This window comes from Longimicrobium sp. (assembly GCF_035474595.1).
Classification (GTDB): domain Bacteria; phylum Gemmatimonadota; class Gemmatimonadetes; order Longimicrobiales; family Longimicrobiaceae; genus Longimicrobium.
The window spans coordinates 64,083-89,448 of record NZ_DATIND010000025.1 but is presented as its reverse complement, the minus strand read 5'-3'; the positions used below and the strand labels follow the sequence as shown (position 1 = coordinate 89,448).

19 protein-coding genes and 1 riboswitch are annotated in these 25,366 nt (G+C 74.1%); of the genes, 18 read left to right on the top strand and 1 reads right to left on the bottom strand.

The window, feature by feature from the left end; all coding sequences use genetic code 11:
• Positions 1-19: 19 nt before the first annotated feature.
• Positions 20-991: a VanZ family protein gene (locus tag VLK66_RS04320; RefSeq protein WP_325308143.1), complete on the bottom strand. Its 972-nt coding sequence runs from the start codon at positions 989-991 to the stop codon at positions 20-22.
• A gap of 245 nt (positions 992-1,236) precedes the next feature.
• On the opposite strand from VLK66_RS04320, the gene VLK66_RS04315 reads away from it, so the two are divergent.
• The 18 genes from VLK66_RS04315 (at position 1,237) to VLK66_RS04230 (ending at position 25,323) form a co-directional block, all read left to right on the top strand.
• Positions 1,237-2,088, top strand: coding sequence for an XrtA system polysaccharide deacetylase (locus tag VLK66_RS04315; RefSeq protein WP_325308142.1), 852 nt, complete (start codon positions 1,237-1,239; stop codon positions 2,086-2,088).
• Positions 2,076-3,131: a FemAB family XrtA/PEP-CTERM system-associated protein gene (locus VLK66_RS04310; RefSeq protein ID WP_325308141.1), complete on the top strand. Its 1,056-nt coding sequence runs from the start codon at positions 2,076-2,078 to the stop codon at positions 3,129-3,131. The genes VLK66_RS04315 and VLK66_RS04310 overlap by 13 nt, the downstream gene beginning before the upstream one ends.
• Positions 3,131-4,375, top strand: coding sequence for an aminotransferase class I/II-fold pyridoxal phosphate-dependent enzyme (locus VLK66_RS04305; protein ID WP_325308140.1), 1,245 nt, complete (start codon positions 3,131-3,133; stop codon positions 4,373-4,375). Before VLK66_RS04310 ends, VLK66_RS04305 begins: the two co-directional genes overlap by 1 nt.
• A gap of 264 nt (positions 4,376-4,639) precedes the next feature.
• Entirely contained in the window at positions 4,640-6,514 is a 1,875-nt protein-coding gene (gene asnB / locus VLK66_RS04300; RefSeq protein ID WP_325308139.1) for an asparagine synthase (glutamine-hydrolyzing), read from the top strand.
• A gap of 434 nt (positions 6,515-6,948) precedes the next feature.
• A riboswitch (cyclic di-GMP riboswitch) is annotated at positions 6,949-7,042 on the top strand.
• Between the two features lie 160 nt (positions 7,043-7,202).
• Positions 7,203-8,984: an Ig-like domain-containing protein gene (locus VLK66_RS04295; protein WP_325308138.1), complete on the top strand. Its 1,782-nt coding sequence runs from the start codon at positions 7,203-7,205 to the stop codon at positions 8,982-8,984.
• A gap of 521 nt (positions 8,985-9,505) precedes the next feature.
• Complete coding sequence (locus VLK66_RS04290) at positions 9,506-10,519, top strand: glycosyltransferase (protein WP_325308137.1); 1,014 nt, start codon at positions 9,506-9,508, stop codon at positions 10,517-10,519.
• 8 nt (positions 10,520-10,527) lie between these two features.
• A complete protein-coding gene (locus VLK66_RS04285; protein WP_325308136.1) occupies positions 10,528-11,565 on the top strand; it encodes a glycosyltransferase in 1,038 nt (345 codons plus the stop codon).
• 5 nt (positions 11,566-11,570) lie between these two features.
• Positions 11,571-12,590, top strand: a complete 1,020-nt coding sequence (locus VLK66_RS04280; RefSeq protein ID WP_325308135.1) for a hypothetical protein — start codon at positions 11,571-11,573, stop codon at positions 12,588-12,590.
• Positions 12,587-13,582 carry a GNAT family N-acetyltransferase gene (locus VLK66_RS04275; RefSeq protein WP_325308134.1) on the top strand — a complete coding sequence of 332 codons (996 nt, stop codon included), beginning with the start codon at positions 12,587-12,589 and terminating at the stop codon, positions 13,580-13,582. The genes VLK66_RS04280 and VLK66_RS04275 overlap by 4 nt, the downstream gene beginning before the upstream one ends.
• Before the next feature lie 190 nt (positions 13,583-13,772).
• Entirely contained in the window at positions 13,773-14,519 is a 747-nt protein-coding gene (locus tag VLK66_RS04270) for a GNAT family N-acetyltransferase (RefSeq protein ID WP_325308133.1), read from the top strand.
• 415 nt (positions 14,520-14,934) lie between these two features.
• Positions 14,935-16,353: an O-antigen ligase family protein gene (locus VLK66_RS04265; RefSeq protein WP_325308132.1), complete on the top strand. Its 1,419-nt coding sequence runs from the start codon at positions 14,935-14,937 to the stop codon at positions 16,351-16,353.
• The gene (locus VLK66_RS04260) at positions 16,353-17,546 is read left to right on the top strand and encodes a glycosyltransferase (protein WP_325308131.1); all 1,194 of its coding nucleotides are present in this window, start codon (positions 16,353-16,355) and stop codon (positions 17,544-17,546) included. The genes VLK66_RS04265 and VLK66_RS04260 overlap by 1 nt, the downstream gene beginning before the upstream one ends.
• Positions 17,534-18,586 carry a glycosyltransferase family 2 protein gene (locus VLK66_RS04255; protein ID WP_325308130.1) on the top strand — a complete coding sequence of 351 codons (1,053 nt, stop codon included), beginning with the start codon at positions 17,534-17,536 and terminating at the stop codon, positions 18,584-18,586. Before VLK66_RS04260 ends, VLK66_RS04255 begins: the two co-directional genes overlap by 13 nt.
• A 112-nt stretch (positions 18,587-18,698) precedes the next feature.
• Complete coding sequence (locus tag VLK66_RS04250) at positions 18,699-19,865, top strand: ATP-grasp domain-containing protein (protein WP_325308129.1); 1,167 nt, start codon at positions 18,699-18,701, stop codon at positions 19,863-19,865.
• Between the two features lie 330 nt (positions 19,866-20,195).
• The gene (locus tag VLK66_RS04245; RefSeq protein WP_325308128.1) at positions 20,196-21,665 is read left to right on the top strand and encodes a lipopolysaccharide biosynthesis protein; all 1,470 of its coding nucleotides are present in this window, start codon (positions 20,196-20,198) and stop codon (positions 21,663-21,665) included.
• Between the two features lie 24 nt (positions 21,666-21,689).
• Entirely contained in the window at positions 21,690-22,484 is a 795-nt protein-coding gene (locus VLK66_RS04240) for a class I SAM-dependent methyltransferase (RefSeq protein ID WP_325308127.1), read from the top strand.
• Complete coding sequence (locus VLK66_RS04235; protein ID WP_325308126.1) at positions 22,481-24,064, top strand: hypothetical protein; 1,584 nt, start codon at positions 22,481-22,483, stop codon at positions 24,062-24,064. Before VLK66_RS04240 ends, VLK66_RS04235 begins: the two co-directional genes overlap by 4 nt.
• Complete coding sequence (locus tag VLK66_RS04230) at positions 24,061-25,323, top strand: glycosyltransferase family 4 protein (RefSeq protein WP_325308125.1); 1,263 nt, start codon at positions 24,061-24,063, stop codon at positions 25,321-25,323. The genes VLK66_RS04235 and VLK66_RS04230 overlap by 4 nt, the downstream gene beginning before the upstream one ends.
• Positions 25,324-25,366 lie beyond the last annotated feature (43 nt).

The following is a 25,366-nucleotide window of genomic DNA, read 5'->3' as shown; positions in this document are numbered from 1 at the left end:
TGCCGCGAATTCATTAAATTCATTCGCCCTCCGAGCCAACCACCCGCGCCAACCCCACCCCCGCCGCGATCCCCATCGCCGCGCCCAGCCACTCCGGCGCGGGCGTCCGCGCCAGCAGGCCCAGCGCGGGAAGCACCGCCAGCACCGCGAACGCGATACCCATCGCGGCGATGGAGATGCGGCCGCGGCGCAGCCAGAATCCGAGCGGAACGAAGAGGAACGCCGCCCACGCCGCATCCACCAGCGAGCCGATGCGGCGGGCGATGGCGTCGGGAAAGACGATCATCCCCCACCCGCTCCCCGCCGTCGCCCCCATCCCGCAGCGCCGCCGCGCGCCGGCACGCATGCACCATCCGCCGCGCCCCTGTGTCGCGAGAAAGCGCTCCCCCGCTTCCGCGCCGACGCCGCGGAGGGCGCCGCGCCAGCGCACCACGGGCTGGTCGAGGTGGAGCCACTCCGCGCGGGTGTGGACGCGGAGAATCAGGTCGTCCCCATCCCGCTCGGCGACGGCGAGGCGCGGCGACCAGGTCGCGGGCGCGAGGAGCCACCCCGTCGCGGCGACCGCGGCCCACACCAGCGCCGCCCACCCGAGCACCAGCCGCCCCGCGCCGCGCCGCGACGGCCGCAGCCACACCGATCGCGAGCGGGCGAGCGCCACCCCGGCGGCGGCGCCGAGCGAGTTGAACAGGAAGTCGCTGAGCGCCGGGTCGCGGCCGGGAATCCACACCTGCGCCGCCTCCACGCCCAGCGAGAGCGCGGCGCACGCGGCCGCGGCCAGCGCCGCCGGGCGGAGCCACCCCGCCGCCACCATCCCCAACGGGACGAAGAGGAGAAGGTTGCGCACCGCGTCCGAGCCCGCCCGCTCGCCGCACGCCAGGCACCAGGTGATCGGGTAGTCGCGCCCCGGCTGCGGCGCCAGCACGGCCACGAGCACCGCCAGCAGGACGGCGAGGGAGGCGATGCGCTGCGGGCTGCGGCCGGAATCGGTCACGTGGCGCGGGTCGAAGGCGGACGAAGCGGGAGATGCGGGGCGATGTGTTGCATCGGCGCCACACCTGCGGGCGCCGGCCGACGAAAAGCGAGGCAAGTCGCGGAGATGCGAGGCGTCTCCCCGCCGCGTCCCCGCTCGCCGCGCGCGGGGATGATGGCCTCGGCCGATGCTCGACTCGGTGCCCGGCGCGCTCCCTGCACGCTTCGTCGCCCGCCGCCGGTCCGGATCACCGCCCAACCCCGCCGATGAACCACCACTTCACCGTCGACGTCGAGGAGTACTTCCAGGTCCACGCGCTGGAGCCGTACGTCCCCCGCGCGGACTGGGACCGGCTCCCCGGCCGCGTCGAACGCGCCACGCGCCTGCTGCTGGAGCTGCTGGCGGAGCACGGCTCGGCGGGGACCTTCTTCGTGCTGGGCTGGATCGCCGAGCGCCACCCCGCGCTGGTGCGCGACATCGCCGCGGCGGGGCACGAGGTGGCGTCGCACGGGTGGGGCCACGAGCGGGTCGATGCGCTCACCCCCGCGCAGTTCCGCGAGTCCGTCCGCACGTCCAAGGCGGTGCTGGAGGATGCGGCGGGCGCGCCCGTTTGGGGCTACCGCGCGCCGAGCTTCTCCATCTCCCCCGAACGGGCCTGGGCGTTCGACGTGCTGCTGGAAGAAGGGTACGCGTACGACTCCAGCGTCTTTCCCGGCCGCGGGCACGGCTGGCCGGCGGCGGCGCGCGACCCGCACCGCGTGGAACGCGCCGCGGGCGTGCTGCACGAGCTTCCGCCCGCGACGCTCCGCGCCGGCGGCCGCCTCTTTCCGGCCGGCGGCGGCGCCTTCCTCCGTCTCCTTCCCCGCGCGCTCGTCACCGGCGCGCTGCGGCAGGCGGAGCGGCGCGGCGTCCCCGGCACCTTCTACGTCCACCCGTGGGAGCTCGATCCCGAACAGCCGCGCATCCGCGTGGACCTGAAGACGCGGATGCGTCACTACGGCGGGCTGAAGCGCACCGTCCCCCGCATCCGCCGTCTCCTCGCCGGGTTCCGCTTCCAGCCCATCGCCCGCACCCTGGCGCTCGAATCCGCCCCCGCGGAGGCCCCGTGCCCGGCCTGACCGCCGCCCCCGCCTCCGCGCTCCGCGTCACGCCGGTGGACGACGTGGCGCGGTGGGACCGCTTCGTCCGTGACAGCGACGGCGGCACGCTCTGCCACCTGGCCGGCTGGCGCGAGGTGATGGCCGACGTGCTGGGCCACCAGACGCTGCTCTGGGCCGCGGAAGACGCGGAAGGCGAGTGGCGCGGCGTGCTTCCGCTGGTCCGCGTCCGCAGCCGGCTTACGGGGCACTTCCTCGTCTCCATGCCCTTCCTGAACGACGGCGGCCCGCTGGGGGACGAAAAGGCGCGCGCCCTTCTCGCCGCGCACGCGCACGCCGAGGCGCGGCGGTGCGGGGCCGGCGTGCTGGAGATGCGCGTCCGCGCGCCGCTCGCCTTTCCCGCGGACACGGCGCCGCCGCGCAAGGTGGTGCGGTATCTCCCCCTCCCGGCGACCGAGGAGGAGCTGTGGGAGACGGGGTTCCGCGCCAAGCTCCGCAGCCAGATCAGGCGGCCCATGAAGGAGGGGATGGAGTTCCGCTGCGGCGACGGCGAGGCCGACGCCTTCTACGCGGTGTTCGCGCGCAACATGCGCGACCTGGGCACCCCCGTGCTCCCCCGCGCCTGGTTCGCGGCCATGGCGCGGCGCTTCCCCGGCCACGTGCTCTTCGCGGCCGTGTATCGCGGCGATGTGCCCGTCGCCGGCGCCTGCTGCCTGCTGTTCGGGGGGGAGATGGAGATCACCTGGGCGTCGTCGCTGCGCGAGCACAACGCGGCCTCGCCCAACATGCTGCTGTACTGGGGGGTGATGCGCGAGGCGATCGCGCGCGGGATGCGCGTCTTCTCCTTCGGCCGGTGCACCCCCGGCGGGTCGACGCACCGCTTCAAGGAGCAGTGGGGCGGCACCGACGCCACGCTCCCGTGGATCGCGTGGTCCCCCGGCGGCGAGGCGGGAACGCCGTCGCCCGACGGACGCGGATACCGGCTGGCCGTGCGGGCGTGGCAGCGGCTTCCGCTGGCCGTGGCCAACCGGCTGGGCCCCGCGCTCTCCCGCCACTTTCCCTGATGCGCCGCCAGCTCGCCGCGTACTCGCCGCTCACCGCCCGCGCGCTGGCCGGCGCCGCGGGCTCGCTCCTGCGCCGCGGCGACGCGGACCGCCTCCTGGCCAACCTCCTCGCCCGCCACCGCGCGGCCTCCGGCGTGCTCTGCGCGAGCGGCACCCAGGCGCTGCAGCTCGCCATCTCCGCGGCGCGCACGCTCTCCGGCGACCCGGCCGCGCCCGTCGCCCTTCCCGCGTGGACGTGCTACGACGTCGCCGCCGCGGCCGTGGGCGCGGACGCGGCGGTGTCGCTGTACGACGTCGACCCGCGCACGCTCACGCCGGACATGGACTCGCTCGAGCGCGTGCTGGCGGCCGGTGCGCGCGTGGTCGTGGCCGCGTGGGCGTATGGCCACCCGCCCGCGTGGGCGGAGCTGCTCGCGCTCGCCGCGCGGCACGGCGCCATCGTGGTTGAAGACGCGGCGCAGGGGCACGGCGCCGCCTGGCGTGGGCGGCCCGCGGGGTCGTTCGGCGCGCTCTCGGTGCTCAGCTTCGGGCGGGGGAAGGGGTGGACGGGCGGCCGCGGCGGCGCGCTGCTCGTCCACACGGAAGGGATGGAGATGGGTTCGGAAGGGATGGAGATGGGGATGAAGATGGAGATGCCATCCGTCCCTCCCGGCGGCGCGCTCGCGGAGATGATGAACCTCGCGGCGTCCGCGGCGCAGTGGATGCTCGGCCGCCCGTCGCTGTACGCGCTCCCCAGCGCGATTCCCGGCCTGGCGCTGGGCGAAACCGTCTACCATCCGCCCCGCCCGCCGCGCGCGCTCCCCCGCGCCGCCGCCACGCTCCTGCGCCGCACCCGCGCCGCCGCCGAGCGCGAGGCCGACGCGCGCCGCCGGAACGCCCGCGCGCTCCTCGCCGCGCTGGGCGACGTCCCCGGCATCCATCCGATCCGCCCCGTCGATGGCGCGGATCCCGGCTTCCTCCGCCTCCCCCTCCTCCTCGACGCCCCCCTGCCATCCGATGCCGCGCGGCTCGGCATCGCCCGCGGCTACCCGCTGCCGCTGGCCGCGCTCCCCGCGCTGAAGCCGCGCCTCACCGGCCCCGAGCGGCGCTTCCCCGGCGCCGAGACGCTCGCGTCGCATCTCGTCACCCTCCCCACGCACTCCCTCCTCACCCCCGCCGACCTGGGCGCGATCACCGCGCTCGTGCGCGGAGCCGTACCGCCTGTCTCCCCCGCATCGCCCCGCCTCTCGCTCAGCCGTACCTGACTTGACAGAGGGAAATCACAGGGAGGGACTGGAGGCGTGCTCGCCGCCAGGGTGGCGCCCCCTATCCTGCTCAGGTCATGCACGGCAACGAACGATTGCCGTTCGCCGCAGGCAGGACCGGCGAAGTCGACAGCGGCGGTCGTTGCACGGCAGCCGGCTCTCCGGCCTGGAACTTGAAGCCCGGTCGATCCCGACCGGTCCGGACCCTTCCCGTGCGGCACCTCTCCCCCGGTCCCCCTTCCCCGCCCCGAACGCCACCTCTCCATGTGCGGAATCTGCGGAATCGCGCTTGCCGCGCCCGATGCGCGGGTGGACGCCGCGCGCGTGGTGCGGATGCGCGACACGCTGGCCCACCGCGGCCCCGACGGCGCGGGGGTGCGCTGCGAACTGAACGTGGGGCTGGGGCATCGCCGGCTGAGCGTGGTGGACCTGGCGGGCGGCGCGCAGCCGCTGTCGAACGAGGACGGCACCGTCTGGGTCACCTTCAACGGCGAGATCTACAACTTCCCCGAGCTCGCCCGCGAGCTGAGGTCGCGCGGCCACGCGTTCCGCACGCGCAGCGACACCGAGGTGCTGGCGCACGGCTACGAGGAGTGGGGCGACACGCTTCCCGCGCGGCTGAACGGGATGTTCGCGTTCGCCGTGCACGACCTGCGCAGGCGCCGCGTTCTGCTCGCGCGCGACCATTTCGGCATCAAGCCGCTCTTCTACTCCGTCACCCCCCACGGACTCTTCTTCGGCTCGGAGATCAAGGCCGTGCTCGCGGGCACCGGCGCCGCAGCCGAGCCCTCCTCGGAGCGGCTGCACGAGTACCTGGCGTTCCGCTACGTGGCCGGCGCCAACACCTTCTTCCGCGGCGTCCACCGGCTTCCCCCGGCGCACGCGGCGGTGTGGGAAGACGGGTCGCTGCGGGTGTGGGAGTACTGGAATCCCCCCGCCCCCGGAGATGACGATCGCTCCACGCTGGCCGAAGCGCGCGACGAACTGGAAGCGCACCTCGAGCGCGCCGTGCGGATGCAGCTGATGAGCGACGTGCCACTGGGCGCCTTCTGCAGCGGCGGCGTGGATTCGGGGCTGGTGACCGGCTACGCCGCCCGTGCCCGCGGCGCGCGGACGCTCAGCTTCTCGGTGGGCTTCGACGACCCCGCGTGGGACGAGACCCCGCTGGCGCGCGACTCGGCCGCGCGCGCGGGCACCGAGCACCAGGTGCTCCCCCTGCGCCCCGGCGACGTGGAGCCGCTGCTGGCGCGGCTCATCGGCTTCTACGACGAGCCGCTGAGCCACCCCAACGCGGTGCCGCTGTACCTGCTGAGCCGCTTCGCGCGGCGCGAGGTGACGGTGGTGCTGACCGGCGAGGGCGCGGACGAGGTGTTCGGCGGGTACCCGCGCTGGCACCTGGCGCGGCCCTCCGGCGCCCCCGCGCCGCTCCGCCGCGCGCTGGCCGCGGCCGCGGGCCTCCTCCCCGGCCACCGCGCGGCCAGGCTCGCCGCGCTCCTCCCGCTGGCGCCCGGCGACGCGCTGATCCTGAACTCCGCGTTCGTGGCGCCGGAGCGGGTGGAACGGCTCACCGGCGGCGCCATGGGCGGCGCGATGGACGAGCGGCGGCGCCTGCTGGCCGAGGCACGCGCCGCCGGCGGAGACCCGGTGGCCACGCTGTCGCGCTACGAGCTGCGCACGTACCTGGAATCCGCGCTGGACCGCATGGACCGCGTGTCGATGGCGGTTGGCCTGGAGGCGCGCGTCCCCTTCCTGGACGTGCGGATGGTGGAGTGGGCGCTCCGCCTCCCCACGCGGCTGAAGATCGCGGGGACGGAGAACAAGCGCGTGGTGAAGGCACTGGCGGAGCGGCGGCTGAGCCCGCGCGTGGCCCGCGGGCGCAAGTCCGGCTTCGGCCTGCCACTGGCAGACTGGTTCCGCGGCGGCCCGCTGGCGGGCGTGCTGGAGCGCCTGCGCGACCCCGCGCACCCCGCCGCCGCGCACTTCGACGCCGCCGAGGTGCGCGCGCTGGTGGCCGCCCACGCGACCGGCGCGGCGGACCACTCCGAGGCGCTGTGGCTGCTGGCGAACGTCTACCTCTGGCACGAGGTGCACGCCGCGTCGCCGCGCTCCGCACCGGCTCCCGCGCTCGTTCCCGCCTGACATAATATCGTTTCGGCTGATTGGCTGTGCATTCAGCCACCCAGATGGTCTCACGCCCGCGCCGCCAATCTCCCCCCATCCGCCCCCCTCGCTCAGCCGTACCTGACCCAACAGAAGGAAATCACACGGAAAGAACGGAGGGTTGCCGGGCACACCCATCCTCCGTTCCCTCCGTGTGAGTCTAATTCCCCTTCGGGCCGGGGCAGGATGCCGGGTGCTTTGCGCGATTCGTTGCGGCATGCAAGAGCCGGCCTGCCTGGCGGCTCGAAGTACGAATCTGTCTAAATCACACACCCAAAAATACTTAGGGATGATGATGAGAGGACAGAACGGGATGGAATACCCGTTGCCTTTCCTGTCGTCGCAAATCACGAACATCGCGAGCCTTTCCGGCGCGCCCCACCGCGGGCGGCCGACGGGCTCGGCCGTAACACAGCTGCTCAGAGCAAACCCGCCGAAAGGCGGCGACGCAGAGCCACGGGGCTAACGCGGGGACTCGTCTCCCGCCATGTCCGCCGGGCCGCCAGCGTGGTGCGATTCCCCGACAAGGGATCCCCGCCGGCGGTCCGTATTCGTGCTGGAATGCGGAATGGCCGGTCCGGACATACACTCGAGACGTTTCGGACTGGAGACGAGTAAAATGCGCACCTCAAGGAACTTTCGGATCGGTCAAGCCGCCGCCGCCTTCGTGGCCGTGCTTGCGGCCTGCGACGGCGGCGGATCGTCGGGCACGGCGGCGGCGCGCGACGTGTTCATCCGCATCGCCAACGCCGACGTGGAGATCGCGCCGGGCGACCAGGCCCGCATCGAGGCCACGGTGGTGGGCGGCAACGCGTCGGCCGTGCCGGAGTGGCGCACCTCGTCGCCCTCCATCGTCACGGTGGACGGGAGCGGCACCGTGCGCGGCCTGGCCGAGGGCGAGGCCACCGTCACCGCCGTCTACGGCTCCGCCACCAGCAACGCCCGGGTGCGCGTGAAGCCGCACCAGGTGTCGCGCGTGGTGGCCACGCCCGACGCCGTGATCCTGCGCGCGCTGGGCGACAGCGTGCGCCTGAGCGCCACCGCCTACGACGCGCAGGGGAACGCGCTGGCCACCACGGTCGGCTGGAGCACCGCCGACACCGGCGTGGCCACCGTCAGCCCCACGGGGATGGTGGTGGCGCGCGGCACCGGGCTTGCCCGTGTGGTGGCCGCCGCGAGCGGAAAGGCGGACACATCCATGATCCAGGTCGTGCAGCTGGTGGCCGCGGTGGCCCTCACCCCGGCCGTCGCATCCCTCCAGACCGGCCAGTCGCTCTCCCTGCAGGCCGTCGCGCGCGACTCCAACGGCGCGGTGGTCCCGGGCACCGGCTACACGTGGACCAGCTCCGCGCCCGCCATCGCCACGGTGGACGCCTCGGGCATGGTGCGCTCGCTGGCCGCGGGCTCGGCGGTGGTCACCGCCGCGGCGCCGTCGGGCGTGGCCGCGCAGGCACAGGTGAGCGTGCAGGCGGTGCCCATCGCCTCGCTGGCCGTGTCCCCCACGTCGTTCGCGCTGGCGCCGGGGCAGAACGCGCAGGCCGCGGCGGTCGCGAAGGACGCGGGCGGCAACGTGCTCACCGGGCGCGTGGTCGCCTGGAGCAGCTCCAACCCCGCGGTGGCCAACGTGTCGCCGCTGGGCGTGGTGTTCGCGCTGGCCGACGGCAGCGCCACCATCACCGCCACCGCCGAGGGGAAGACCGCCTCCGCGCCCGTGGCCGTGAAGACGCCGGTCACCACGACCCCGCCGCCGACTACCGGGACGCCGACGGTGCTGGCCAGCAGCACCTTCGAGACCGGCACGCTGTCGCCCTTCACCTATCCGTGGGACCAGTATCCCAGCGACCTGAGCGTGGTGAACGATCCCACCGGCGCCGGGCACGGCAGGGTGGTGAGCATCCACTACGCCGGGACAGCGGCGGACCGCAACCGCGGCGTGATGTACGAGAGCAACGCAGGCGTCGGGCTGGGCCAGACCATCGTGTTCCGCGGCGACCTGTACGTGGGACAGCCGCTGCCGGGAAGCGAGCCGGCGGGCCGCAAGCTCCTGTACTTCCAGCGCGACGAGAGCACCGGCTTCCCCGATTTCTCGACCGTGCTGGCCCTGTACGGCTACACGCTCATCGTCAGCCAGGGCTACGGGCCGAGCGGCTTCCACCAGGACGTCGGTCTGGCCACCCTGCAGGCGGGGCGGTGGTACAAGCTGGAGATGGAACAGCGGTTGAACACCTCGTTCACCGCGAAGGACGGGGTGATCCGCGTATGGGTGGACGGCGCGCTGGTGTACGAGCGGACGAACCTCACCTGGAGCGATCCCGCCTGGACGGCATCGCCCGCCAACCAGAAATTCCGCTACTTCATCGTGGGTGACCAGGTGAACTACGGCGGTACGTTCGACGAGATGCGCTACTGGGACAACATCACCTTCTCGACCGGCCGCCTCGCCCGGTAGCGCCGGGAACCGGCACATGCCGCCCGCGGGCCGGCGCCCTTCACCGGGTGCCGGCCCGCGCCGCTATCACCCGCCGTGATGCAACGGGGCGAGACGGGAGTCGGCGGCGGGATGGATCCCCTTCCCCCCCGGCTGATCGCAGCGCCGTGCCGTGACCGACCCGGGCGGACCCCGGCAGGGCACCGTCCTTGCCTTCAGTCAGATCGCCCGCCGCTCCGCCCGTCCGCCTCCGGCCCCGCCGCAAATCCGAGCCAGAAGAGCCCCGCTACAATGGCGCCTGACGCATTTTACCCGCGTACCCCTGCCGCCGCCGGGACGCTCCCGCCACGCGTGGACACGCTGCCGTTCTCCGCGGCCGGAACGCGCGGCCAGACCCGCGGGGCCCCGGATTCCTTGCTCTCCCTGTGGTGCGGACGCAACACCTGTATCATCCAGGAGGCAGCCTCGCTCGCTTGCCCGAATCCCCGGGGCGGGCTGTGCGACCGCGGCTCGATCCGTCTCCCCTGCCGCCGGGCCGTGGCATGACCCCCACTTCCGTCCCCGCTTCCTCGCGTGCCGGCCACGCCGCGCAGGCGTGCGACGCGTCGGTGACGTTCGTGGTGCCGGTGCTGAACGGACTTCATTTCCTGCGCCGAACGGTGCCGGCGCTGCTCACCGAGGCCGAGCGCTGGGGCCCGGCCGAGGTGGTGTTCGTCGACAACGGTTCGACCGACGGATCGTACGAGTTCCTCCTCGGCGTCGATCCTGCCCGGGCGCGCGTGATCCGCTTCGAAGGCGGCACCATCGGCGCGGTCCGCAATGCCGGGGCGCGGGAAGGAACCGGCGCCTGTCTGGCCTTCGTCGACGCCGACTGCGTGGTGGCGGAAGGATACCTGGCGGCGGCGGTCGAGACGCTCGCCCGGACCGGCGCGGCCGCCACCGGGTGCGAGGCGAGCGCGCCCGAGGGGGGAAGATGGATCGAGACGGCCCAGTACCGGCTTCACCACGTGGGGCGCGACCGCGCGGTGCACTACATCAACTCGGGCAACTTCTTCATCACGCGCGCCGCGTTCGACGAGGTGGGCGGCTTCCGGGAAGACCTGCCAACGGGCGAAGACTCCGAGATCTGCCGGCGGATGCAGGAGCACGGGCTGGGGATCTGGGAATGCACCCGCGTGAAGGCGGTGCACCTGGGCAACCCGCGCACGCTGCGGCAGTTCTGGCGACGTACGGTATGGCACGGGCTGGGAATGTTCGGAACCGTGGGCGGCCCGCGTCTGGACCGGCCAACGATCATGATGGCGGTGCACCTGGCCTTGACGGTCCTGGGCGCGTTCCTGCTGGCCTGGCCAGGCGTGCCGCTCGCGAAGGCGGTGGCGGCTGCGCTCGCGCTGCAGCTCGCCGTGCCCGTCGCGACCGTGGCGTACCGCTGCGTCGTGGCGCGCCGAACGTCCGCCGCGGGCGCCAACCTGGTGCTCTACTGGCTGTACTACTGGGCGCGGCTCTGGGCGCTGGTGCTGATCGTGACCGGGCGTGGGCACCGCTACCGCAAGTGAAGCCGACCATGACGCCCCCGCTCCGCATCGTCACCAACACGCCGTGGCTGGACGGGCACGCGTCCGCCGGCCGCGCGGTGGAGCCGGTGCGCGTGGACCGGATGCCCGCGTGGCGCGCAGCGCTCGCCTGCCTGGCCGTGTGGCGCCACGACGCCGCGCTGCTGAACATCGACGCGCGCTCGCTCCTGCTGCTCTGCGCCGCGAAGAAGCTGCTCCCGTTCGCGCGCTGCCGGCTGCTCTCGGTGGACCTCATCCTCAACCACCCCGGCCGCGGGCTCCGTGCCCGCCTCGCCTTCCGGGTGCGCCGCTGGCTGCTGAAGGAGGTCGACCGCTTCGCCGTGTACGCCCGCGATACCGCGGAGCTGCGCCGCGTGTACGCGCTCCCGGCGGAGCGCGTGCGCTACGTTCCCTTCAAGGTGAACACGCACGACGAGGTGCTGCGCACCCCCGTGTCCGACGAGGGGTTCTTCCTCTCCTGCGGGCGCTCCAACCGCGACATCGCCACGCTGTGCGCCGCCTTCCGCGGGCTGCCGTACCGGTGCGTGGCGCTGGCCACCTGGGGCCAGGCGGCGGACCACGGGACGCAGGTGGACGGGATCGAGTGGCCGCCCAACGTGGAGCGGGTGGACCACGACGGCGCCACCGCTTCGTGGAACGACTGGATCTCCCGCGCGCACGCCGTGGTCATCCCCGTGCAGCCCGGGATCCTGGCGCCGTCGGGGATCAGCACCTACCCGGTGGCCATGGCGATGGGGAAGTGCGTGATCATCACCGACTCGCCGGCCACGCACGGCGTGCTGGACGAGCGCACGGCCGTCCTGGTGCCCCCCGGCGACCCCGAGGCGCTCCGCGCGGCCGTGGTGCGCGTGGCGGAGGACGCGGAGCTCCGCGCGTCCGTGGCCGCGGCGGGGCGGCGCTACGCGCTGTCGCTGGGCGGCGAGGAGCGCCTGCGCGCGGATCTGCTGCGCGAGCTGGACGACCTCCTCGCCGCGCGGCCGGTCCGCGCGGCGGCGGCACCGGCGGTCGCGCCCGCGCTGCCGGAGTGACGCCGATGCCCGCCGCGCTCGCCCCCCCGCCCTCCCGCTCCGCCGCCGCCGATGACACGGCGCGCGGCGGCGGCGCGTTCCCCGGCGGGAAGCGTTTCGCCTTCACCCTGCTGGACGACACCGACGACGCGACGGTGGAGAACGTCCGCCCCGTCTACGATCTCCTGCACGAGCTGGGGATGCGCACGACGAAGACGGCGTGGCCGCTGGACTGCCCGGAAGGGAGCGAGCTGTACTTCGCCGGGGCGACGCTGCAGGAGGGGGATTACCTCGCCTTCGTGCGCGAGCTGGTGGAGCGCGGCTTCGAGCTGGCCTTCCACAACGCCACGATGGAGACCAGCGACCGCGAGCGGACGCTGCGCGGGCTGCGCTTCCTGGACGAGCGGGTCGGCGCGCCGATGGCGATCCACTGCAACCACGGGCAGAACGGCGAGAACCTGTACTGGGGCGCGCACCGCTATCGCACCGCGCTGCTGCGGCTCCCCCTGCTCGCGGCGGAGCGGATCGCCCGGCGCCCGCGCTTCGACGGGCACGATCCCGCATCCCCCCGCTTCTGGGGCGACGTGTGCCGCGAGCGGTTCAGGTTCGTGCGCAACTTCACCTTCCCCGTGCTGAACAGCGGCGCCATCCCGCCGCACGGGCCGTATCGCCTGCGCTCGACGCCGTGGGTGCGCCACTGGTTCAACACCGCCGACGCGCCGGACGCCGCCGCCTTCAAGCGGCTGGTGACGCGCCGCGCGGTCGACCGGCTGGTGGCCGAGGGCGGCGTCTGCATCCTTTCCACGCACCTGGGGAAGGGGTTCGCGCGCGGCGGCCGCGTCGATCCGGCGGTGGAGGACGCGCTGCGCCACGTCGCCAGCCTGGACGGCTGGTTCGTCCCCGCCTCCACCATCCTCGAGCACCAGCTGGCGATGCGCGGCACGGCGGAGATATCCCCGATCGTCCGCTGGGGACTGGAGATGCGCCACCTCGCGTCGCTCGTCCGCTCGCGCTTTTCATCCCCCCGCTCCCCCGCGGCGCCATGATTCGCTTCGAGCCGCTCCCCGCGCGCCCGGCCGGGTGGGACGACCGGGTCCGCGCCTATCCCGGCAAGACGCTCTTCCACGAGAGCGCGTGGCTGGACCACGTCCTCGACATCCACCCGGACGGCCGCATCGCCTATTTCGACGTCATGCGCGACCGCGAGCGGGTGGGCGTGCACTGCGCGCTGCGGGTGACGCGGATGATGGTGCCCATCCACGGGAGCCCGCTGGGCGGCACGGGAACGAACTGGATGGGGCCGCTGGTACGGGACGGCATCGCCCCGCGCGAGGTGGTGGACGCGCTCGCCCGGCTCTTCGGCCCGCGCCACTTCCTCCATCTGGAGCTCTCCCACCCCTCGCTGGAGCGGGGGATGATGGTATCCGCCGGGTTCCAGGTGCAGGAGGGCGTCACCCACCTGGTCCCCGTCCCCGCGTCGGCGGACGAGGCGTGGGGGGCGATGCGGAGCGAGGCGCGCAACCGCGTGCGCAAGGCGGAGAAGGCCGGCGTGGTGGTGGAGCGGACGGACGACCCGGCCATCGTGGACCACTTCTTCGCGCAGTTCGTGGAGGTCTACGGCAAGCAGGGGATGGTAACGCCGTTCGGGATCGAGCGCCCGCGCTCGCTGTACCAGCGGCTGATGCCGGCCGGGCGCCTCCTCCCGCTCCGGGCGCGCAAGGACGGCGAGGTGCTGGCGGCGGGGCTGTTCCCGTACGACGAGCGGTGCATCTACTTCTGGGGCGCGGGAAGCTGGCTGCGGCACCAGCACCTGTGCCCCAACGAGGCGCTGCACTGGGAGGTGATCCGCTTCGCCGCCGAGAACGGGATCGGGACGTACAACATGTGCGGGGGCACCAGCCGCTTCAAGGACAAGTTCGGCGGCCAGGACGTGCCCTACCTCACCTATCACCGCAGCGCGCTCCCCTTCCTGCAGACCGCGCGGCGCATCTACCGCGACCGGCACTTCCGCCGCCTCCGCACCCCCGCCGCCGCGTGAGCCGGCCGATGTCGCGCAAATCCCCCGCAGACGTCATCCCGAGGCCGAGCCTGCTTCCGCTCACACCCCCCGGGGACGTCATCCTGAGGCCGGCCACACCGCAACCCGTCTCCGCACAGGTCGCTGCAGGCCGAAGGATCCATACCATCCCCGGCACTCGGCCCGCTGTCCGCGACGATGCGAGGCCGCCATGCTGAGCGAGCTCGCCGCGAAGATCCGGCGCAAGGGATTCACCGGCCCACGCTACGTGGGCCTGGGCGGCAAGCTGCGCTTCCTGCGCGAGAGCACGCTCGCGCGGCGCGAGCTGGTGTTCGCGGCCACGCCGGAGAGCTTCGCCGCCGCGCCCGCGCCGCAGGGGCCGCCGCTGGAGCTGCACCGCATCCGCGCGGCCGCCGGGCTGGAGCCGTTCCGCGCGGGGCTGGCGGCGGCGTGGTATCCCGGCCTCGTGGAATCGTTCGCGCCGCCGCTGGGGTGGGGCGAGGAGGCGGTGATCGGGACGGTGGATGGCGAAGTCGCGTGCTACTGCTGGATGCAGTTCGGCACCGCGGAGGGGTTCCCCACCTACTACGGGCGGATGCTGGAGCGCGAGGCGCGCATCCTCCGCGCGGGGGTGGCGCCGGCGTTCCGGCGGTCGGGGCTGAACAAGCTCACCATGCACCGGCTGCTGGAGCGCTCGTTCGCCGCGGGAGCGGAGCGGGTGTGGGCGGAGTGCTATCTCCACAACCTTCCCGCGGCGCGGACCTTCCTGCGCATCGGCTTCCGCGCGGTGGGCGTGCTGACTGTGCTGGAGGCGCCGCCGCTGCGCGGTTTCGTCCGCTGGTCATCGCTCGATCCCGCCGCCGCGCTCTACCGCCGCCACGGCGTGGACCTCCTCGCCGCGCCGTCGCCCGCATCCCCATCCCCCGTCGCCGCCGCGGAGCCCGCCGGCGTCGCCTGACGTTTCATCCCGACGTCCCCTCCGCTGACGGCGTTCTCACGCGGAGGCGCGGAGACGCGGGAGAGCCTCGGAAGCACCTCCGCGTCTCCGCGTGAGATCCAGCGATGCAGGGCCGCCGCACGTGTGGCGGCCATGCATCACTCCGCGCGTCCCCACACCGAGGCGGAGAGCGGCGCGGCGAAGCGCGGATCGGCAGACAACCCAATGATCCCAAGGCACTTTCGCGCCCGGAAGCCTCGTCCGGCGAAGCGTGCGCACGCGGCGAACGCGGGCGCGCGACGTGCTCCTCGCTCGCCGCGTGCGCACGGCCGCGCCCCGCCGAACTCCCCCGGGCCGCCTTCCCCGACCCGCCCCGCTCCGCATGGACGCTCCCCATCCCGTTCCCGCCGCTCAGATCGTAGCAGCCTACGAAGGCATGCGGCGCGGGCGCCGGCCGGCGCGCACAGAACCCGACCCGAACCCCGCCTCCGCCGCGGCCGCATCGCCCGGCGCGGACCCGCTCTACGCGCTGCACCCCAAGGCGCTGTGGGCGTACCTGAAGACGCAGCCCGCGTCGTTCTGGCTCATCTGCTTCTACCTCTTCCTGGAATACGTCCGTCCGCAGTCCATCTACGACGCGCTGGTCGGGCCCCCGTGGGCGCTCATCTGCGTGATCCTGACCGTCGTGGCCTTCCTGGTCCTGGAAGGAGGGCAGATCCGCCCCCGCACTCCCGCCGACGCCATGCTGGCCGTCTTCACGGTCATCGTGGTCGCGTCGTCGGTGTTCGCGTGGAAGCCCGAGGCCTCGTACGCCAAGCTGCAGGACTACTTCTCCTGGGTGCTCATCTACCTGCTGATCTCCAGCATCGTGACCACCGAGCGGCGCTTCCTGGTGTTCCTTCTCTCGTTCCTGCTGTACAGCTTCAAGATGTCGCAGCACGGCACCCGCTCGTGGGCCGAGGACGGGTTCATCTTCCGCGACTGGGGCACCACCGGCGCGCCGGGGTGGTTCCAGAACTCGGGCGAGTTCGGCGTGCAGATGTGCGTGTTCCTGCCGATGGTGATCTTCTTCATCACCGCGCTCTCGCAGCACTGGGGAAAGGTCACCCGCATGCTGATGTGGGCGATGGCGGTGACGGCGGTCACGGGGATCGTGGCCTCGTCGTCGCGCGGCGCCATCCTGGGGCTGGCCGCCGTCGCGCTGTGGATGCTGCTGAAGAGCCGCTACCGCGCCCGCGCCCTCGTCGGTACCGTGGTGCTCACCCTGTTCGTGCTGTACATCCTGCCGCCCGAGCAGAAGGCGCGGCTGGACTCGATGGGCGAGGACCAGACCTCGGTGTCGCGCAAGGACTACTGGAAGCACGGGCGCGAGATCATGGCCGAGAACCCGGTGATGGGGATCGGGTACGCCAACTGGCCGGACTGGTACGAGGCCAACTACGGCTTCCGCGCCCTCCCGCACAACATCTTCATCCAGGCCGGCGCCGAGATGGGGTACACGGGGCTGCTGGGGCTGGCCGGCCTGATCGGCGCCACGCTGGTGGTGAACCGCAAGACGCGGAAGATCGCGAAGACGCTTCCCGGCGCGGGCGGCAACCGCTTCCTGCACGACAGCGCGCACGGGCTGGACGGGGCGATGATCGGGTTCCTGGCCAGCGGGATGTTCGTGACCGTGCTGTACTACCCGTTCTTCTGGATCAACCTCGCGCTCACCGTGGCCCTCCACAACGCGACGCTCGACGCGGAGCGGCGCGCCCGGCTGACCGCGCCGCAACGGAAATCGGGAGATGCGGAGCCGGCGCCGGTCCCGCTGCTGATGCCCGGACCGGCGCTGCGGCGGGGCGGAGGATGGTGATGCGCACCGTCCTGCACCTGATCAACACCGGCGGCCCCGGCGGCGCGGAAACGGTGTTCGTCGATCTGGTGCGCGGGCTGGATGCGCGTCGCTGGCGCTCGATTCCCGTGGTCCCCGACCAGGGATGGATCAACGAGCGGCTGCGCGAGTGCGGCACGGAGCCGGTCGTCGTCCCCACGCTGCGTCCGTTCGAGGTGGGCTACTACGCGCGCCTCGCCCGGCTGGCCCGCGCGGAGGGGGTGGACGTCGTCCACGGCCACTACTTCGGGCCGGCGGTGACGGCGAGCATCGTCGGCATGCTCACCGGCATCCCCGCGGTGGCCACGCTGCACGGCGCGGGCGACGTGGCGGGGGAGCGGCACCGCGCGCTGAAGTCCGCGCTGCTGGGGCGCGGGCTGCGCCGCATCGTCTTCGTCTCCGAGGCGCTGCGGCGCGAGGTGACGGCGGGCGGCGCGCTGCGGGCGGCCCGCACCGAGGTCATCCCCAACGGCATCGACGCGGGGCGGTTCTCCCCCCGGCGCGACCCCGCCCTCCGCCGCGAGCTGGGGATCGGCGACGATGCGTTCGTCGTCGCCGCCATCGGCAACGTGCGCCCGGCCAAGGGCTACGACGTGCTCCTGCGCGCCGCCGCCCTGCTGCGCGCGCGCGTCCCCGGGCTGCGCGTGGTGATCGCGGGCGAGGCGCGCGGGCCAGTGTTCGACGAGCTGGTCGCCCTCCGCGCCTCGCTGGGGCTGAAGGACGTGGCGACCTTCGCCGGCTTCCGCGACGACGTGGCGGGCGTGCTGGCCGCGGCCGACGCCTTCGTGCTGGCGTCGCGCAGCGAGGGCTTCTCGCTCTCCACCGTGCAGGCCATGGCGATGGGGATTCCCGTCGCCGCCACGCGCTGCGGCGGGCCCGAGGAGCTGGTGGACGACGGGGTGACGGGGCTGCTGGTGGAGAACGGATCTCCCGGCGCGATCGCCGACGCGATCGCGACCCTGCACGCGGACGCGGCGATGCGCGCGCGTCTCGGCGCCGCGGGGATGCGCGCCGCGCGCGAGCGCTTCACCGTGGAGGCGCAGGTGCGCGCGTACGAGCGGCTGTACGACGCCGTCCTGGCCGAGCGCCGCGGCTTCGGTCGGCGCGCCGCGCCCGCCGAGATCCCCGTCCCCGCCGCTGCGCCGGTGGAAGGAGGCGCGGCATGGCGTCCGTGAGCGTCGTCATCCCCGCCTACAACCGCGCGGACCTGATCGAGCCGACGGTGCGCTCCATCCTGGCGCAGACGGCGGCGCCGCTGGAGGTGCTGGTCGTGGACGACGGGTCGACCGACGACACGGCCGCCGTCTGCGCGCGCTTTCCCGCACCGGTGCGGCTGATCCGCCAGGAGAACCGCGGCCTTCCCGGCGCCCGCAACCGCGGCATCGCCGAGGCGCGGGGCGACTGGATCGCGCTCTGCGACTCGGACGACGTGTGGCGCCCGCGCAAGCTGGAGGTGCAGCTCGCCGCGATGGCCGCCACGGGCGCGGAGTGGAGCATCAGCGGATGCGGCCTCATCGACCCCGACGGCCACCCCGTTCCCGCGCCGCACCTGGGCTTTCCGCGCGTCTTCGCCATCTTCGCGGAGACGCGCGCCACGCCGGAGCGCCACTTCGGCCGCTGGCTCCGCCGCGAGCGGGTGGAGACCGCGGACGGCGCCGTTCCCGTCCACGCGGGCGACGCGTTCGGCCTCTTCTTCGAGGGGAACGTCGCCCTTCCGTCCTCTGCCCTCGTCTCCCGCGCGCTGATCGACAGAGCGGGCGCGTTCGACGAGCACTTCCGGGTGGCGGGGGAGGAGACGGAGTTCTTCCACCGGATGGCGGCGCACGCGCCCGTGGCGGTGGTGATGGACGCGCTGCTGGACTACCGCGTAGGCCACGCGTCGATGGTGGTGACGACGGACTCCACGCGCTTCATCACCAAGGCCATCGAGAGCCTGGACCGCGCCGCGCACCTGCGTCCCACGCTGACGGAGGCGGAGGCGGAGGCGTACCGCGAGGGACGCGCGCGGCTGCAGCTGCGGCTGGCGTACGCGCGGCTGAGCTCGATGGACGGCCGCGGCGCGCGCGACGCCCTGCGCGACCACCGCCGCTCCGGCGCCGCGCCGACGCCGCGCTCCGCCGCGCTCCTGCTGGCCTCGCTGGCGCCGCCGCCGGTGCTGCGCGGGCTGCACCGCGTGAAGCGCGCGCTGAGCGGGCTCCGCCCCGCCGGTGCGTGACCCGATGACGGCGATCCTCACGCGGAGACGCGGAGACGCGGAGGTGGAATCGCCACTCCCCCGCGTCTCCGCGTCTCCGCGTGAGATCCCGCCCGGCCGAGGCGCGGCGGCGGTGCTGGTCACGGACGGAGAGCAGCGCGCGGCACTCGCGATCGTGCGCTCGCTGGGCGCGGCGGGGCACCGCGTGTTCGTCTGCTCGGCCAGAGGCCGGTCGCTCGCGGGCGCGTCGCGGCACTCGTCCGGCCAGGCGCGCGTCCCCGATCCGCTGCGCGACCCGGCCGCGTTCGTGGACGCGATCGCGGATCTCGCCGCGCGCTGGGGGATCGGCACGCTTCTCCCCGTCTCCGAGGCCGCGCTGCTGGCGCTGCTCCCGGAGCGCGACCGCTTCGCCGGCATCCGCATCCCCTTTCCCCCCGCGGAGACCTTCCGCCGCATCTGCGACAAGGCCGAGGTCGCCGCCGCGGCCGCGCGCTTGGGGATCGCCGTCCCCGAGCAGCGCGTCGCCCGGTCGGCGGACGACGTGGCGGAGGCCGCGCGCGAGCTGCGCTTTCCGCTGGTGCTGAAGCCCGCGCGCTCCGTCGCCGAGGCGGAGGGCGGGCGGGTGAAGACGTCGGTGGTGCACGTGGACGGGCCCGCGGCGCTGGACGCGGCGGCGCGCTCCGTCCTCCCCGGCGCCTACCCGCTGCTGCTGCAGGAGCGCATCGTGGGCGACGGCGTCGGCGTCTTCCTCCTCCTGCGCGGCGGGGAGACGGTGGCCGCCTTCGCGCACCGCCGCATCCGCGAGAAGCCGCCGTCGGGGGGCGTGAGCGTGTTCCGCGAGAGCGCCGCGCTCCCGGCGGACCTGCTGGAGCGCTCCCGCGCGCTGCTGGCCGAGTTCGCGTGGGAGGGCGTGGCGATGGTGGAGTACAAGCGCGACGCGGCCACCGGCACGCCGTACCTGATGGAGATCAACGGCCGCTTCTGGGGATCGCTCCAGCTCGCCGTCGACGCCGGCGTGGACTTCCCCGCCCTGCTCGTCGCGGATGCCGAGCGCGCCCCGTCGGCGTACCGCGTCGGCGCGCGCAGCCGCTGGGAGTGGGGCGAGGTGGACCACCTGATCGCCCGCTTCCGCCGCACGCCGCGCGAGCTGGCGCTGCCGCCGGGCGCGCCGGGACGCGCCCGCGCGCTCCTCGACATCCTCCGCGACGCCGCAGCACCCCGCAGCCGCGCCGAGATCTTCCGCCTCTCCGACCCGCGCCCCTTCCTCCGCGAGACGATGGACTGGCTCGCGCGCCGCTAACGAGATCTACGGAGTCTCCCTCCGTGTCTCCCCCACGCGCCGGGGTGCCTCCGAATGCACCTCCGCGTCTCCGCGTCTCGGCGTGAGATCCAGCGGCGCTTGGCCCGCGCACGATCGCCGACGCGCGAGCCGAACTGCTACGTCCTGTCGCGCACCGCCGCCGGTTGTGGCGCGCGCGCAACACTCCGCCGCGATCCATCGTCTCCGCAGCTCCCGCATCTTAGCGCACGGCAACGGTTTCCGCTCCGCCGCACCCGGCATGGCGATTGAACTCCGTCACCCGCGCAGACGTCCGTCCCCTCCCTCTCCCGCATCCCCCTCCCGCGCTGAATGGCAAGCGAGCTCCGCACCCTCGGCAGGCACACGCTGGTGTACGGCGCGGGCGAGGCCGTGGGCAGGCTGGCCAGCTTCATCATGCTCCCCGTCTACACCCGCTTCCTGGCGCCGGCGGACTACGGCGTGCTGGAGCTGATGGGCACCACCATCGACGTGGTGGGAATGATCGCGGGGATGGGGCTGGCCGCGGGCGTGTTCAAGGAGTTCGCGCGCATCACCGACCGCGGCGAGCGCGACCGCATGGTCAGCACGGTCACGCTGGCCACCGGCACGCTCTCGCTGATGACGGCGCTGCTGGGGCTGCTGGCCGCGCCGCTGCTGTCGCGCTGGGTGCTGGCGGGCGCGGGGGCGCCGGTGTTCGTGCGCGTTTTCTTCGTCATCTACTTCCTCCAGTCGCTCACCGGCATCCCCTTCCTGCTGGTGCGCGCGGAGGAGCGCTCGCTGCTGTACGTCTGGCTGAACGTGGGCAAGCTGGTCGCCTCGCTCTCGCTGAACATCCTCTTCCTGGTCTATCTCAGGATGGGGGTGATGGGGGTGCTGCTGGGCAACGTGATCGTCTCCGGCGTGCTGGGCGTGGGGATGGCCGCGTGGACGCTGCGGCGCGTGGGCTTCCACTTCTCCCCCGACGCCTTCCGCCGCCTGTCGCGCTTCGGCGGGCCCATCGTGGTGTGGTCGCTCGCCTCGTTCGTGCTCACCTTCTCGGACCGCTACTTCCTGGTGCACTGGGCGGACGCGGCGACCGTCGGCCTCTACTCGCTCGCGTACAAGTTCTCGTTCCTCCTCTCCGCCTTCGCCTTCACGCCGTTCAGCCAGGTGTGGGAGCCGCGCCGCTTCATCGTCGCGCAGCGGCCCGACGCGCAGGCGGTGTTCGGGCGCGTGTTCTTCTACCTGAACGCCTGCCTGGGCATCGGCGCGCTGGGGCTGGTGCTGTTCACCCGCGACGTGCTGGCGGTGATGGCGGACCCGGCGTACCTCCCCGCCGCCGCGGTGGTCCCCCTGCTCCTGGGCGCCACGGTCTTCCAGCAGTGGACGGCCTTCTGCAACCTGGGACTGTATCTCAAGGAGAAGACGGGCCTCTACGCCCGCGCCGGGCTGGTCGGCGTCGCCGCGGTGACGGTGCTGAACTTCGCGCTCATCCCGCGGTGGGGGATGTGGGGCGCCGCGTGGGCCACGCTGGCGGCGTACGCCATCCGCTTCGCCGCGGTCTACGTCGTCGCCCAGCGCGCGTACCCGATCGAGTACGGCTGGGGGCGCGTTTCCCGGCTGCTGGGCGTCGTCGCCGCCGCGGCGGGGGTGCGGATGGCGCTCCCCGGCGTTACCGGCGCGCCGTCGTTCGCGCTCAGCTGCGGGCTCCTCGCCGCCGCGCTGATCGCCGTCTACGCCTGGACGCTTTCGGGCGAGGACCGGGCGATGCTGCGCGGCTTCGTCCGCCGCCCCATCGCGGTGCTCTCGCCCGCCGCCTGACCCCTTCCCAACGGAACCGAGCCGATGGCCACCCTTCCCGCCCCCGCCACGATTGCCGACCACTACCGGCAGGTGATGAAGGACACGGGCGGAGACTACATCCACCACCGCTGGGGCGCGTCGGAGATCCAGCGCCGCCACTACCGCCAGACCGCTACCGCGCTGGGCGACGCGCTGGACCGGCTGGGCGAGCCCGGCGACGTGCTGGAGATCGGGTGCGGCCCGGCGGTGTGGACGCCGCTCTTCCTGGCGCGCGCCCGCAGCGTGCTGCTGTACGACATCTCCGACGCCATGCTGGCCCGCGCCCGCGAGCGCATCGCCGAGACCGACGGCGGGCGGCACGCCGGGAAGGTGGGCTACCGCGCGGGCGATTTCGTCGCGGATCCGCCGGCGGGCGAGAGCTGGGACACCATCATCTCCGTGCGCGCCTTCGAGTACATGTCCAGCAAGGCCGACTTCGTGCGCCACTGCGCGGCGCGGCTGCGCCCCGGCGGCACGCTCATCGTGGTCACCAAGAACCGCGGCTGGCTGGACATGCGGGGCATCCCCCGGGCGACCGGCGTTCCCGTCGGCGTGGCGATGCACGCGGACCTGCGGGGATGGCGCGAGGTCTCCGGCCTCTTCCGCGACGCGGGGCTGGCGGACGTTTCCGCGCGCCCGGTCGTCTTCGGCTCGTACCGCCGCCCGTTCGCGTGGCGGCCGGGACTCGCCGCGGCGGACGCGCTGCACCGCTGGCGCCACCGCCGGCCCATGGCGCGCGCGCTGGACCCGCTGGTGGAGAGCTACCTGGTCGCGGGCCGCAAGCCGGTGGACGTGTGAGCCCCATGGCCGCCCCGGCGCCGCCGGACGCCCCCGCCGCGCCCGACCCGCTGGGCGCACGCGCGCCCAAGCTGGCCGCGCTGCTGGGCCTCCGCCGCGGCGCGCGGGTGCTGGCCGCCGGCGCCCGCCTCCGCGCGTGGGAAGCCGACCTGGACGCGTATTTCGACGCGGAGTGGCGGGCGTCGATCGGCATCGGGACGATCGGCGGGGGATGGGACCTGGTGCTCTGGGCGCCCACTCCCGCGGAGACCGGCGCCGGGTTCGCGGACGCGCTCGCGGCGATCCGGGCTTCGCTCTCGCCGGGCGGCACGCTGGTGCTGATGGCGAAGAACGCGCTCTCATTGCGGGAGATGGCGCACGGCGCGCCGGGGCTGGTCCGCTCGGGTGCGCGGACGGCGGGGGGATACCGCGCACGGCTGCGGGCGGCGGGATTCGCCCGGGTGCACGAGTTCGCGGCGGTGCCGTCGCTGGACGACGCGGAGGAGTTCGTGTCGCCGCCGGCCCGCATCGCCCTTCCCGCCAGCGGCCGGGCCGAGCGCGCGCTCGCCGCGGTGGGACTCCTTCCGCTGGTGCACGACGGATTCGTCTACATTGCCGCCGGGAACCGCGGTGGCCTCTCGTCTCTTCTACAATCCTTGCGCGAGGGCGGTGAAGAGGCGGGGGGCCCCGCGACCCGGCTGGAAAGATTCGCGCTGCGCAGCCGCGGCGCGCTGGTCCTGCGCGTCCGCACGGGCGCGCGGGAGATGGTCTGCCGCGTGGCCGCAACGGGCGAGGCGGCGGGGATGGTCGCCTGCAACGCGGAGTGGACGCGGCGGCTCCGCGCCTGCCGCGGCCTGGAGCCGTGGGCGCGCGAGCGCATCCCGAAACCGTCCGCGGAGATCGCGCTGGGAGATGCGGTGCTCTTCCCCGAGCGCGCGGTGGACGGCGTGGTCGGGTGGATGCTGGCGCCGGCGCGGCGGACGGTGCTCTGGCACGACCTCGTGCGCTTCGCCCTGAACCTGCACCACGCGACCGCGCGGGCGCTGCGGCTGGACGAGGAGTCGGTCGAGCGCCTGGTCCCCGAATCGCTCCCCGCGCACGCGGCGGGGCTGCGGCGGGCGTATGGCGAGGTGCGGGCCGCGCTCGCCGCGCGGGTGCTGGGGACGGCGCAGGTGACCGCGTGGGCGCATGGGGACTACGGCCACGGCAACGCCATCGCCGACGCCCGCAGCGGGCGGCTGGCGGGAGTGATCGACTGGGACCAGGGCGCGCGCGACGCGGCGGGGACCGACGTGCTGAACGCCGCGGTGCAGCGGCATCACCTCGATACCGGGCTCCCCTACGCCCGCGCCTTCGCCGTCGTCGCGGAACGGTTCGCGGCGGGCGGCTTCGCGGCGGTGGACGCGCCCGCGTTCGACGCGGCGCTCCCGCTCGACCCCGCCGCGCGCGCCGGGCTGGCCGCGTGGACGGCGCTGCGCATCGTCCGCCGCTCCGCGCGCTACGCGGCCCTGTTCGCGGGGAGCGAGGCGGACTCCGCCGCCCTCCTCGGCGAGGCCGCGGCGCTGCTCGCCCGCCACCCCGCCGCCGGGGACGGGCGATGAGCGCATCCCCCCGTCCTCTCCGCGTGCTGTACGTGGACGCCAGCATCGGCTTCGGCGGCGCGTGCCGCAGCCTGGCGGCCACGCTGCGCGCCCTTCCCCGCGTGGAGCCGCTGCTGGTGACGCTGCAGCCGGCCGCGCTGGTGCGCGAGTGGTTCGGGGGCGTTCCCGCCCGGCGCTTCCGGCGGCGGCTGAACTACCTGAGCGCCGGCCGCGTCCGCGCGTGGATCGACCGCCGCGTTCCCACCGCGCCGCTGCGGCACGCGGCGGTGAAGCTGCTGGCCTGCGCGGACCTGGCGGCCACGCTCTGGAACGCGCTGGCCATCGCCCGCGCGGCGCGGCGGCACCGCGCGGAGCTCGTGCATCTCAACAACGGGCTGGGCCCGCTCGAGGCGCTGCTCGCGGCGCGGCTGGCCGGCATCCCCGTGGTCGCCCATCTCCGCGACTTCCATCCTCCCGGCCGGTACCTGGGGATGGGGCTGGCGCGCGGCATCTCCCACGTTCTCGCCGTCTCCGGCGCGGTGGCGGAGAGCCTGGACGGCGGCCCCGTCCCCCGCGCCCGCATCTCCGTCGTCCACGACCCCGTCGACGTCGACCGGCTGGAGCGCGCCGCCGGGATGCGAGGCGCCGTCCGCGCCGGGCTGGGGATCGCCCCCGATGCCGTCGCCATCGGCATCGTGGGGCGGGTGATCCCGTGGAAGGGGCAGCTGGAGTTCGCGCGCGCGGCGATCGGGGCGATGGCGGAGGAGCCGGCGATCCACGCGGTGGTCATCGGCGACGAGAGCGACGGCGGCCGCGCGTACGTGGACGCCGTCCGCGCGGTGGTGGATGCATCGCCCTTCGCGGGTCGCTTCACCTTCGCCGGCTACCGCGCGGACGTGGAGGAGTGCCACGCCGCGCTCGACGTGGTGGTGCACGCCTCCATCACCCCCGAGCCGTTCGGGATGGTGGTGCCCGAGGCGATGGCCGCCGGGCGCGCCGTGATCGCCGCGGACGCGGGCGGCCCGCGCGAGGTGGTGGCGCATGACATTGACGGCCTTCTCGTCCCCCCCGGCGACGTCCCGGCACTCGCGGCGGCGATGGTGCGGCTGGCGCGCGACCCCGAGCTGCGCGAGCGGATGGGGGCGGCGGGGCGTCGCAAGGCGCGCGAGCGCTTCCGCCCGGAGGCGAGCGCCACGGCGGTGGCCGACGTCTACGCCGCCGTGCTGGCGGAGCGCCCCGCCGCCGCGCCCGTCGCGGCGAAGGAGGTGTCGCATGCCTGACGCCGGATCCGGCAATCACCCGTGCATTCCGAACGCACGGAGA

Excerpts from the sequence above, each read along its gene's own strand:
- VLK66_RS04245 (WP_325308128.1), top strand. The coding sequence starts at position 20,196 with ATGGCAAGCGAGCTCCGCACCCTCGGCAGGCACACGCTGGTGTACGGC.
- VLK66_RS04260 (WP_325308131.1), top strand. The coding sequence starts at position 16,353 with ATGCGCACCGTCCTGCACCTGATCAACACCGGCGGCCCCGGCGGCGCG.
- VLK66_RS04280 (WP_325308135.1), top strand. The coding sequence starts at position 11,571 with ATGCCCGCCGCGCTCGCCCCCCCGCCCTCCCGCTCCGCCGCCGCCGAT.
- asnB (WP_325308139.1), top strand. The coding sequence starts at position 4,640 with ATGTGCGGAATCTGCGGAATCGCGCTTGCCGCGCCCGATGCGCGGGTG.
- VLK66_RS04265 (WP_325308132.1), top strand. The coding sequence starts at position 14,935 with ATGCGGCGCGGGCGCCGGCCGGCGCGCACAGAACCCGACCCGAACCCC.
- VLK66_RS04315 (WP_325308142.1), top strand. The coding sequence starts at position 1,237 with ATGAACCACCACTTCACCGTCGACGTCGAGGAGTACTTCCAGGTCCAC.
- VLK66_RS04305 (WP_325308140.1), top strand. The coding sequence starts at position 3,131 with ATGCGCCGCCAGCTCGCCGCGTACTCGCCGCTCACCGCCCGCGCGCTG.
- VLK66_RS04275 (WP_325308134.1), top strand. The coding sequence starts at position 12,587 with ATGATTCGCTTCGAGCCGCTCCCCGCGCGCCCGGCCGGGTGGGACGAC.
- VLK66_RS04290 (WP_325308137.1), top strand. The coding sequence starts at position 9,506 with ATGACCCCCACTTCCGTCCCCGCTTCCTCGCGTGCCGGCCACGCCGCG.
- VLK66_RS04270 (WP_325308133.1), top strand. The coding sequence starts at position 13,773 with ATGCTGAGCGAGCTCGCCGCGAAGATCCGGCGCAAGGGATTCACCGGC.
- VLK66_RS04240 (WP_325308127.1), top strand. The coding sequence starts at position 21,690 with ATGGCCACCCTTCCCGCCCCCGCCACGATTGCCGACCACTACCGGCAG.
- VLK66_RS04285 (WP_325308136.1), top strand. The coding sequence starts at position 10,528 with ATGACGCCCCCGCTCCGCATCGTCACCAACACGCCGTGGCTGGACGGG.
- VLK66_RS04255 (WP_325308130.1), top strand. The coding sequence starts at position 17,534 with ATGGCGTCCGTGAGCGTCGTCATCCCCGCCTACAACCGCGCGGACCTG.
- VLK66_RS04230 (WP_325308125.1), top strand. The coding sequence starts at position 24,061 with ATGAGCGCATCCCCCCGTCCTCTCCGCGTGCTGTACGTGGACGCCAGC.